Below are 10,555 nucleotides of genomic sequence, written 5' to 3' on the forward strand. Positions count from 1 at the left end.
GTTTGGGCGCAATCGGTCAGTTATACAATTTTGTCTCGGTGATTCGATACATTCTGCCTGCGGTTTTGGTAGGACGCGTTCTCGTTCTCTGCTAACTTTCAAAGACTCGTTGGATAGCAAGTCCGATCCACCGTTCCCTTTCCTTTCTGGCGATAACACACTGATTGTGGAGGCGTTCCATGAAAAAATTGGAGAATATCTCTGCGATATGCTTTGACTTAGACGGCACGATCGCAGACCCTTTTGATGATCTTTATGACGCTGTCCTCGGCATGTTGCGAGGGTTTAATTTGCCAGAGGAAGAGCCCAGTGCGATTCGAGACTGGATTGGTGATGGTGCGGATTTATTGATCCATCGGGTGCTCACGCGACACATTGATGGACGGGTTTCAACCACAGTGTTGAATCAAGCCCGTGCGTTGTTCCTGTCCTCATACTTAGGCAAAAAACCGCCAAAAACTCGACTCTATCCAGGGGTACTTGCTTGCCTTGAAGGACTCTCTCAGCGCCAGTTCCCGATGATATGTACCACGGACATGCAAACGGCGCATGCGAACAGCCTTCTTAGAGCGCTTGGGGTCAGCCACTTTTTTACCCGTATCTTAGGAACGGATGCGATCGCGGCCGGAAAGCCGGATCCCGATAGTATTTTTGAGTCGGCGGCGATTTTAGCGGTTCCGCCATCAGAATTGCTGGTGGTTGGCGATGCGGTGAATGATGTTCATGCGGCAAGGGCGGCGGGCTCTCCTGTCGTCTGTGTTGATTATGGCTATAATTATGGTACAGCGATCCAAAAAACGGGACCAGACACCACCCTTGATACATTGGCAACCTTGCCCAATATTATTTCTAAGCCAAGCCGGATTAAGGTGTCAGGGCATGTGTTGACCACGCCACCGGTATTGGCCGGCCCACTTTATGGTCGTGGATCACGACCGGGAGGTGGGGCACAGTTTCGCTAACACTGCCAGGAGGGAAGCGTGAAAAACGAACTCGATCCGACCCACCTACTACGCGCCTTTGAGATAGTGACAGAGTATGGTGAAGAAATTGAAGATGGACACCGCCTAGATGGCATCGACGCTTTCTCAGATTATGACGGCTATACCATTTATTTAGCGGGCAATGGCGTACAGTTACGTGTGGGGTTCCACAATACCTATGATCTCGACTATGAGCACGAAAACCTAAAAGAGCAGTTCCTGAAAAAGGTGGACGCTTTGGTCAAAAACTACAAAAAATGACTACGATATCAACTCGTTAGGTCCGTGGTAGACGCCCCAATATAGCTGGGGCGTTTTTGTTAGAGGCGGGAACACGATGACGGATCAATCTACCATGGATGGGTGGCGCACGGGCGGCTCGCAGGCTCACTACAAAGCGCTGGTTGACAGTGCGGCCGCCGCCATTTTAGTCATTGATGACCAAGGTATTATCCTTGATGCTAATCCTTTCACGCACACGCTACTTGGCTACGAGCAACAGCAGCTTATCGGTCAGGATGTGGCGTGTTTAATGCCTCCCGAGCATCGAGGCAAGCACGGCCAATACGTAGAAAACTACCTTGCAACCGGTCAGCCCAATGTTATTGGCACAGGGCGGCGCGTGAACGCGCGGCACCGTGATGGGCGCCTGATCCCCATCCATTTGGCGGTGAGCGAAGTGTGGATCGATGAACGACGAGAGTTTATCGGCATTATGTCGGATTTAAGCGCACTCACTCATGCCCAAGCCACTGTTCAGCACGAGCGAAATCGGCTAAAAACCATCATCGATGCCATCGGTAATCCGGTATTTGTTAGAGAATTAGGTGGCCAATATGTGTTGGCGAACCGAGCCTGTTTACAAGCGGTGGGAGCGGATCATGTGAGCCAACTGGCCGACGCATTTGGTCGCGCGCTCCCTGACGGCATGCGCGATACCCTCAATGCACTCGATCACCAATTAACGGTCGACGGTGAGCCTGTACATATTGATGTGACTTTGCGTGACGGCCGGACGTTTAAGTTGGCGAAAACACTGATCCACCATCTTGCCGGTGAGCCTTACGCGATTGTAACGGTGGCGTACGATGCCACACCGCTATTACAAGCGATGCAAGAGGCCGAGCGCGCCAACCAAGCAAAAAGTGACTTCCTATCCGCTATGAGTCACGAGCTACGTACGCCTTTAAACAGTGTGTTGGGGTACGCGCAACTACTACTCAAATCTCCCACTCAGATGCTGGCCGATCATCAGCGCCAGTACGTTGATCATATCCACCAAAGTGGGCGCCATTTGCTGGCACTGATCAATGACGTGCTCGATCTGGCCAAAATAGAGGCCGGACAAACAGTGCTTCATCTCACCTGGTACCCTGTTAGCGCATTGGTCAATGATGCCATTCAAACCTTATCTCCGCTGGCAGAGCGACAGAACGTTAGCTTGCAAAATTGTTTGCCTGCGGAGCAAGAGGGAGAGCTTTATGTGGATCCAACGCGGTTTAAGCAAATCTTAATTAACTTACTCAGCAATGCAGTGAAATATAACCATCCACAAGGCAGGGTTTGGGTGGATGCGCACACGCATCACGATAGTCTGACCATGACGGTGAATGATACAGGCATTGGCATTGCCGACGACCAGCTCGACGGCCTTTTCGAGCCCTTTAACCGTTTAGTGGCAGAAGACTCATTGATAGAAGGCGCGGGGGTTGGGCTGGCCGTCACCTATCAATTGGTGACTCAGATGCAAGGTGAGATCAGGGTTGCGAGTCAACAGGGCAAGGGCAGTGCCTTTTCGGTGACCTTCCCTTATCGCGCGAAGCCACACTCCTCTGAGCCCCTGGTTGCAGAAGCCTCTGACGCGAATATACGCCTCACTCAGCCACACCGTGTGCTTTATATTGACCAAGGCAGTCACCAGCAACGGCTGGTCTCTGATTGCTTTGAGGACTGGCCGCTGTTGACCTTGCACCATGCGCACGATTTTTCGTTGGCTGAAGCGATGACACATACCCTCGCCCCATCACTTTTTATCATCCATGGTAATGACTTAGCGCGAATGCCCGCACACTGGACGAGCCTGGTGGAGCATAAACCGCTGATCATCCTTGGGGCGGAAGGGCAAGTCCATTGCAGCGCCGCCACACCACACCTACGACTACAGCAGCCCGTATCGTCAACTGCGCTCGCCGCGGCTATTCAATCGTTATTAGAGGACAGGGAATGATAAAGTCACCATCACAAGCGACCATTTTGATCATTGACGATCGTGCGGAAAACATTGACTTACTCACCGCGATGCTTGACCAAGCGGGGTACGTGCATCTGATTGGGCTAACGGACCCCTGTGCTGTGCACGACCACTTGTCGCCGGTGCCCGATCTTATCTTGCTTGATATGCGCATGCCACGGCGCTCGGGACTCATGGTGCTGGATGATCTGAACCAAGCATTGGGGGACCATTGTCCACCCGTCATGGTGCTCACTGCGGATAATGATGTGGGGTTACGTAATCAAGCGCTATGCCGAGGGGCGATAGATTATATCAGCAAGCCGTTTGATTATGACGAAGTGCTTCAGCGTATTCACAACCTACTGCAGTTACAGCTTAAAACATTGAAAGAGCGTGACCAAGCTGCGCGTTTGCAAATGTTGGTGAACAAACAAACCGCCACGTTACGCGCCCTTTCTCTTACCCACCCATTGACAGGTCTCCCCAATCGCCGAGCCTTATTGGATGCAGCGGAGCGACAATTGATGCGAGGGCCGGTGACGGTATTGATGATTGCGCTTGATGGTATGGAAGCGGTGACGCAGCATCAAGGGCATTTAATGACCGAAGCCCTGTATAAGCACATTGCTGAGCTGCTGGCGAACAGTGCGGTGGCGCGCTCGCATCGAGTGGGGGTTTGGGACAGCTCGAGACTGGTGATGCTGATAGAGGGAGACGGTAAAGAGGCGGCGAAAAAAGCAGCGAGGATTCACCGACTCATCAGTGGTCATCATACCCTCGAAGGGCGACTGATGTTCTTGCATTGCCATATAGGGATCAGCCGTGCTGACTCGGAAAGCGCCGATGTGCCGCAGTTGTTTCGCCAAGCGATCCTGGCTATTCCGACCGATGATCAGGCTGTCGGTGAGTATCAGCCCGAGCTAGACAGTAAAGCGCAGCGAGAGCACTTGATACGTACTGAGCTTGGCTCGGCCTTGCAAAGCAATCATCTCTCCTTGGTCTATCAACCTAAATGGCGGCTTGATGGGGGTCTGCTGGTGGGCGCAGAAGCACTACTGCGTTGGCAGCATCCAACCCTAGGGGCGATAAGTCCCGCCGAATTTATTCCCATTGCCGAGCGCAGCGCCGATATGATGCAACTTGGCGATAAAGTACTGGCGATGGCACTGGGGGCGGTGGCGCAATGGCGCGTACAGGGCCTGACTGACGAGCACTTTCATCTGTCAATCAATGTCTCTGCCCAGCAACTCCGTCATGGTTTTGCCGAGAGTGTGTTGGCTCGCTGCCATGCGACAAACACGCCGCCGGCGATTATTCAATTGGAAGTCACGGAATCGGCACTGATTCAGCAAATCTCGGTGGCATTGCGCGAGCTACAACAGCTGCGGGATGCCGGGATGCATATCGCGTTGGATGACTTTGGCACCGGTTACAGCTCATTGAGTTACCTTAAGCAACTGCCGGTAGACTGGGTTAAACTCGACCGCAGTTTTATTCAAGATTTGGCCACCAACGCCAGTGACAAACACTTGGTGGGTAGCGTGATTGAGTTAGCCCATGGCTTTGGTCATGGTGTGGTTGCCGAAGGGGTGGAAGAAGTCAGCCAGCAGCAGGTGCTACAGACAATTGGCTGCGACCAAGTGCAGGGGTTTTTATATGCACGGCCGCTTATCCAAGATGGATTCGAACAACTGCTTAAAACCGCCCAACAAGGCAATACGACCATTAACCATTACGAGAATGTGTAAACGCGCCATCAGAAACATCAGACTTGCGCTTTATCATTAAGGTTTATATTCTGACCGTGTTAGTCGGGGAGCAAGTGATTGCTGAGACTGCGAAAGCAGGACCCGTAGAACCTGATCCAGTTAGCACTGGCGGAGGGAACTGACACGTTCAGCACACGAAGTGGCGCATTCTGGCGCGCTTTGTCTCCTTCCGCCCCTGATGATTAAGGGGCCATTATGAACCTATCTCCACCTGTTATTCTTACCATCGCTGGCTCAGACAGTGGTGGCGGTGCCGGCATTCAAGCCGATATTAAAGCGATTTCAGCCACTGGCGGTTATGCGTGCTCGGTGATCACCGCGTTAACCGCACAAAACACCTGTGGTGTTGAGGCCGTCTCGGCGGTTGATCCTGGTTTTGTCCGTGCCCAGTTAGAGGCCGTTTTGTATGATATGCCGGTGCGTGCAGTGAAAATTGGTATGCTCGCCAACCAAGCGGTTATTCGCGAAGTGGCCGCCGTGCTGGCGCGATCGCCTCACTTACCGGTGATTTTAGATCCCGTGATGGTAGCCACCAGCGGCGATCCTCTGTTGGATGAACACGCCATGACAGCGCTGATTGAAGCGCTGATCCCGCGAGCAACCGTGCTCACCCCCAACCTGCCTGAGGCGGCGCGATTAACCGGTCAGCCTGTCCCCACCTCCATTGAGCAAATGCATGCGTTAGTTCCAGCCCTACGTCGGCTAGGCTGTCCTTATGTGATGCTCAAAGGCGGGCATTTACATCACGCCCCTGAAAGCGTGGATGTGTGGATTAGCCAAGATACCTGTCAAACCCTGAGCGCCCGTCGGGTTGAAACCGTTAATACACACGGCACAGGCTGTTCACTGTCTGCGGCGATGGCCTCTTATTACGCGCAGGGAATGACGCCCATTGAAGCCGGGCGGGCGGCTAAGCAGTATTTGACAGAGGCTTTAGCGCATAGTCAGCAGTTAAAGGTGGGAAGAGGCGCGGGGCCTGTGCATCATTTTTACGCCTACCCAGTCGAAGCGTGTCATTCTGATGCACAAGAAACCTCGGTGGTCGAATAGACCGTTTTTTCGCGAATAGGGCACGTAAAGCCAGTCCGTTGCCTCCATCTTGGCGGCGGCGGACTGCTCCGGAAGGGTTAATAGCCAGTGTCGCGTGTGATAAATGGTGCCCGAATCACGCCGCCGACCAATGCGGTAAACGTTCAGCGGCAATATAGAAAAGGCGATCGCCGGGGGCGACTTCGGTTTGCAAGCTGGGGTTAAGGGTAATGCCTTCACCTTTGTCGATACCAATTAAGGTTGTATCGTATTCATGCTTTAACTGATTGAACAAGGTACCCACATCCGTCGTGCTCGCGTTAGTCGGGTAGCGCGCACAATACTGTGTCATCCCTTGTGCGGTACTCAACAACTCGTGATGCAACTGGCTGGAGCCCGGATCAACAGCGGCTTTCGCTAGCATTTCTACGGAAACAGACGGTACACATTCTGCGTGTGGATAGTGTTGTTTGAGTATTTGGCTCAGCGCGTCGTCTTGAAAGTAGGCGAGCAGATGCGCTGACGGATTTTTATGCGCGCAGAACAGGGCCGCTGATAGGGTAATATCGTCTTCTGGGTTGTCGATAATAATGCTCGAAGCACTATCAATCCCCGCACGCGCAATCCCCTCTGCATCGGTAAAGCTGGTGACGCGCACAAATTCCACCTCGCCGGGGAGCGGATTTTCCATTTCGGGACGTACGCAAAGCACAATCGGACGATCGCCATGCACACCGCTTTGTAGTAGACGAATGAGCTGAATGGTGCGTTGACCATTCCAGCCCAACACCAGAATATGATTTTTCACAGTAAGACTCCGTTTTCCTTGTAATCCACGTCGCCAATAATCCACTAAGGCACTGGTCACATGCCCAATCACAACGGCGAACAGCCCTAGCCCACCGGGAATAATCCAAAAGGCGGTAATCCACTGTCCTGCTTCTGTTGCGGGCGAATAATCGCCATAGCCGACAGTGGACGCGGTGACCATCAAGTAATAGACATAGCGGCCGAGTGACTGGGTCATCTCTGTTTCACCGGCGCCGTGTAAAAGTAGCCAGCCAATCCCGCCATAGGCGAGTACCACCAACCCCAAAATACGCCCGTCTAAATGCGCGAAGTGGCTGATAATCCAACGTTTAAAAAGCAACCAAAAGGTCATAGCGTTTCGCTCATTTGCTGCAGAAGGGTCAGTATGGCGGTAATTTTTATAGGTTTACAGTGTAAATCAAACGATTGGCGCAAAATGGATCACATTTCGCTTGGCTCATCATACATCGCCAATATTAAGCGTTAAAATATTATAAAAAGCTTAATTACTTAATTGGGAGTCAGCGTGTTTATATCTCGTCGTCAACTTGAACAAGAGCAGCAAAAACAAGTCGCTCTGCAGCAAAAAATTGAGCAGATCAACCATACCATCGACGCGCTGAATGCAGAGAAAGAGGCATTGCAGGCAGAGTTAGCCACCGTAGAGAAAAAACGCCAAACGGGAAAAGCCATCGACGCCAACTTGTGCCACTTCGGTGACTCAATCAATGCGACGCAATCGTCTCTGGCCACCTTGGCAGACACCATCAACGGTGAAAAAGAACGGGTAACGGACGTGAGCCATCAGGCGGCGTCGTGTGCCGAGCAAGTCAACGATCTTGCGCGTCACGTGCAGTCCTTATCCGCGCAATGTCAGCAATCGTCGGAAGCGATTCGTTCGCTCGACCAGCATGCCCAAGAGGTGAGCGGTATTGTGAAGTTGATTCGCGATGTCGCCGATCAAACCAACCTCTTAGCCTTAAACGCAGCGATTGAAGCGGCACGTGCCGGTGAGCAGGGTCGAGGGTTTGCGGTGGTCGCCGATGAAGTGCGTAGCTTATCAGAACGTACAGCCAGTGCCACGCAAGATATCACCCAGCTGGTCGAGAAGATTCGCGCTGGGAGTGGGCATGCTTGCACACTCACCGATCAGCTTGCCAGTGACGCGATTGAATATAGCGAGCAAGGCCAACAGGTGGCCGATGCCATGGCCACACAAAGTGAACAAGCGCAGCACAGTCGTACCACTATTAAAGCCTCTGCGCTGCGTGCTTTTTGTGAACTGGCTAAACTTGACCATATTAGCTTTAAATTTGCGATATACCGCGTCGTGCTGGGTGAAGACAGCATGACCGCGGACGATGTCACCGATCACACCCAATGCCGTCTCGGCCAATGGTATGAACAGGGTGAAGGCCAGCAATATTTCGCGCAGTTGCAAACGTTTAAAGCCATTGCCGCGCCTCACGAGCAAGTGCATACCCACGCGAAAGCAGCGGTGGCAGCGTTTCATGCTCAGCAACCCGAGCAAATGGTCACTGCATTAAAAGAGATGGAAAGCGCCAGTATGACGGTGATTGATAAGCTTGAACATCTCGCGATTGAGGGCAGTGAAGAGGTAGCGTAACAACGGGGTGTTAAATCGATAAGCACATGGTAACCTCAAGCTAAACCAAGGATAAATGGCCGAAGGAGGCTGAAGTTACCATGACATCGATAGCGTTACTCGATGGCGGCCTAGGACAAGAAATTTATCAACGTGGGCCGGATGTGAGCTCGAAGCTTTGGTCGGTCGCGGTGATGTTAAAACATGCCAATATTGTTAAAGACGTGCACAAAGACTTTATTCGTGCCGGTGCGAAAACGCATACCCTGAATACCTACCCAGCGACCCCCACGCGTCTGGCCAAAGCGGGATTGAGCGATAAAATAGACATTATTTACCAAAAAGCCTTCGAAGCGCTGCAGCAAGCGGTGGATGAGACAAGCGCCGATGTTGATATTGCCGGCTGTTTGCCGCCGCTGGTGGGCAGTTATCTCGGTCAGCCGCAACGCAGCTTTGAAGACATGAAAGCGGAATTTTCGCACATCGCCCGCTTGCAACCTCACGTGGATGTGTTTTTAATCGAAACCATGACCAACACCCTTGAAGCGCGTGCAGCGTGCGCCGCCGCCCGTGAGCAAGGTAAACCGTTTGGGGTTGCGTTTCGGTTAGAGCCTAATGGCGCACTCCGCTCTGGCGAGTCGCTAGAGCAAGCCATGCACGCGGTCACTGAATATGCACCGACAGCAGTGATGCTCAATTGCTGCGACCCAGAAGTGCTTACCACGGCGATGCCAAAGATGGCGACCCAGGCCGACATTGTGGGCGGCTATGCCAACGCGTTTAAATCGGTAGAAGACATGGCCAAAGGCAGCAAAGCCGATGCCCTGCAAGCGCGGGAAGATCTCTCCCCCTTAGTCCACACCGAACGCGTGCAACAATGGATTGCCGACGGTGCCCTGGTGGTCGGTGGCTGCTGCGAAATCACCCCCGCCCATATCCAACACCTCGCACAAACCCTTGAACAGTCTCACGAGATCATCAAGTTCTCGCAGTTAGCGGATTAATAGCTCGTTCCCACGCGCCGGCGTGGGAATACATAAACCGGCTTGGCCACGCAGTTATGATTGTTGCGTAAACGAAATGCCCCGCATGACTTACGTAAGTTATGCGGGGTATTGAATCAAAATCTCAATGCTTTGGTATATGGCGCTCATTCCGACATAACTTAGTTTTGGACAAAAATGAGTTACATCACTTGCTAATTTAGACCTTCACGAATTATATCAGGTACGGCAAAACAAGTTACACATTTGATCTAGCCAGCTAAGAATGGATGACGAGAGTAAGGGATATTGCCGCTGGGCAAGAACTGCCGTATCAACTGGATTAGAAATGGTAGCTATCATTAAGCGGCATTTAACCCTTTAGCACTTACAAGTTTTGATAGCCGCCCTGTGGAGCGGCTTAGATCTATTATTTATTCTTATTCTTGTATAAGTCTATTGCAAAGTAGTTGAAGATCAAAAACCAGTCTTGGCTGTTGTTAACAACAGCYTTAGTTTTATTCATTATGCTAAGAAAATCTTCGTTGCCTGTGCAATGATCTAACATTGTAATTAGTTGATTTGAACTAAAGAATCGACTGTTTAGAGTATTGAGAGAATTGTCTGGGTTGATGTACTCTTTTTTAAAGATATCACTCTTGTAAATATTTTGTAGTTTCCTAAATGTTTTATTTATTTTTTCAATCTTCTCGGTTACTTTCGGGTCGTTATCAGTACTACTAATAGTTGAATTGATGAATGATGTCAGAATGCTTCTAACACTGTTAACATCTGCTAGACTGTAAAAATCGAAGAGTGTCAAAGACACTTTTTCAATTTTTCTGTCTTTCAGTTCAAGAGTGAACCCATTCTCGAATTCAATTTTCCCTTGTTTTCTAAGTAAATATTCATGCCTACAAATTTGCTCTTGAGAATTTAGCAGTGATAAAGCTAAGTCCCACAGTCCTGATAAGATATCTCCGCTTTTTGATTCAATGTCCAATTCTTTAGATTTTTCTTCAATGAAGATGATTCTATCATCAGTTTCAATAATAAAGTCACATTCACCATCTTTTGAACTTGAGCTAATAYCTTGAAAGGCGTTTCCTTTAACTTTGTATTTTAATCCAGATTTGTGAGAT

General features: G+C 50.9%; 9 protein-coding genes and 1 riboswitch. Of the genes, 7 read left to right on the forward strand and 2 right to left on the reverse strand.

Annotation, left to right across the window (positions count from 1 at the left end; genetic code table 11):
- Nucleotides 1-179: 179 nt before the first annotated feature.
- The 5 genes from BZG20_RS14520 (at nt 180) to thiD (ending at nt 6,035) form a co-directional block, all read left to right on the forward strand.
- Complete coding sequence (locus BZG20_RS14520; RefSeq protein ID WP_052708110.1) at nt 180-962, forward strand: HAD-IA family hydrolase; 783 nt, start codon at nt 180-182, stop codon at nt 960-962.
- An 18-nt stretch (nt 963-980) separates the two neighbouring features.
- Nucleotides 981-1,244, forward strand: coding sequence for a DUF3081 domain-containing protein (locus BZG20_RS14525; RefSeq protein WP_046075599.1), 264 nt, complete (start codon nt 981-983; stop codon nt 1,242-1,244).
- Between the two features lie 76 nt (nt 1,245-1,320).
- Nucleotides 1,321-3,210: a PAS domain S-box protein gene (locus BZG20_RS14530; RefSeq protein ID WP_077579451.1), complete on the forward strand. Its 1,890-nt coding sequence runs from the start codon at nt 1,321-1,323 to the stop codon at nt 3,208-3,210.
- Nucleotides 3,207-4,964 carry an EAL domain-containing protein gene (locus BZG20_RS14535; protein WP_077579452.1) on the forward strand — a complete coding sequence of 586 codons (1,758 nt, stop codon included), beginning with the start codon at nt 3,207-3,209 and terminating at the stop codon, nt 4,962-4,964. The genes BZG20_RS14530 and BZG20_RS14535 overlap by 4 nt, the downstream gene beginning before the upstream one ends.
- 54 nt (nt 4,965-5,018) lie before the next feature.
- Nucleotides 5,019-5,119, forward strand: a riboswitch (TPP riboswitch).
- Nucleotides 5,120-5,180: 61 nt separating this feature from the next.
- Nucleotides 5,181-6,035, forward strand: coding sequence for a bifunctional hydroxymethylpyrimidine kinase/phosphomethylpyrimidine kinase (gene thiD, locus BZG20_RS14540; protein WP_077579453.1), 855 nt, complete (start codon nt 5,181-5,183; stop codon nt 6,033-6,035).
- Nucleotides 6,036-6,150: 115 nt separating this feature from the next.
- Here the strand turns inward: thiD and BZG20_RS14545 are convergent, their stop codons facing one another.
- Nucleotides 6,151-7,176, reverse strand: coding sequence for a potassium channel family protein (locus tag BZG20_RS14545; protein WP_077579454.1), 1,026 nt, complete (start codon nt 7,174-7,176; stop codon nt 6,151-6,153).
- 174 nt (nt 7,177-7,350) lie between these two features.
- Here BZG20_RS14545 and BZG20_RS16275 point away from each other — a divergent pair, with 174 nt between their 5' ends.
- On the forward strand, nt 7,351-8,451 hold the full coding sequence (locus BZG20_RS16275) for a methyl-accepting chemotaxis protein (RefSeq protein WP_274534124.1): 1,101 nt from the start codon (nt 7,351-7,353) through the stop codon (nt 8,449-8,451).
- An 80-nt stretch (nt 8,452-8,531) separates the two neighbouring features.
- The gene (locus tag BZG20_RS14555) at nt 8,532-9,434 is read left to right on the forward strand and encodes a homocysteine S-methyltransferase family protein (RefSeq protein ID WP_046075603.1); all 903 of its coding nucleotides are present in this window, start codon (nt 8,532-8,534) and stop codon (nt 9,432-9,434) included.
- Nucleotides 9,435-9,843: 409 nt separating this feature from the next.
- Here BZG20_RS14555 and BZG20_RS14560 read toward each other — a convergent pair.
- On the reverse strand, nt 9,844-10,555 hold a 712-nt coding region (locus BZG20_RS14560), incomplete at its 5' end, for a hypothetical protein (RefSeq protein ID WP_198531501.1).

This window comes from Salinivibrio sp. IB868 (assembly GCF_001995655.1).
In the GTDB taxonomy this organism is placed as follows: Bacteria; Pseudomonadota; Gammaproteobacteria; order Enterobacterales; family Vibrionaceae; genus Salinivibrio; species Salinivibrio siamensis.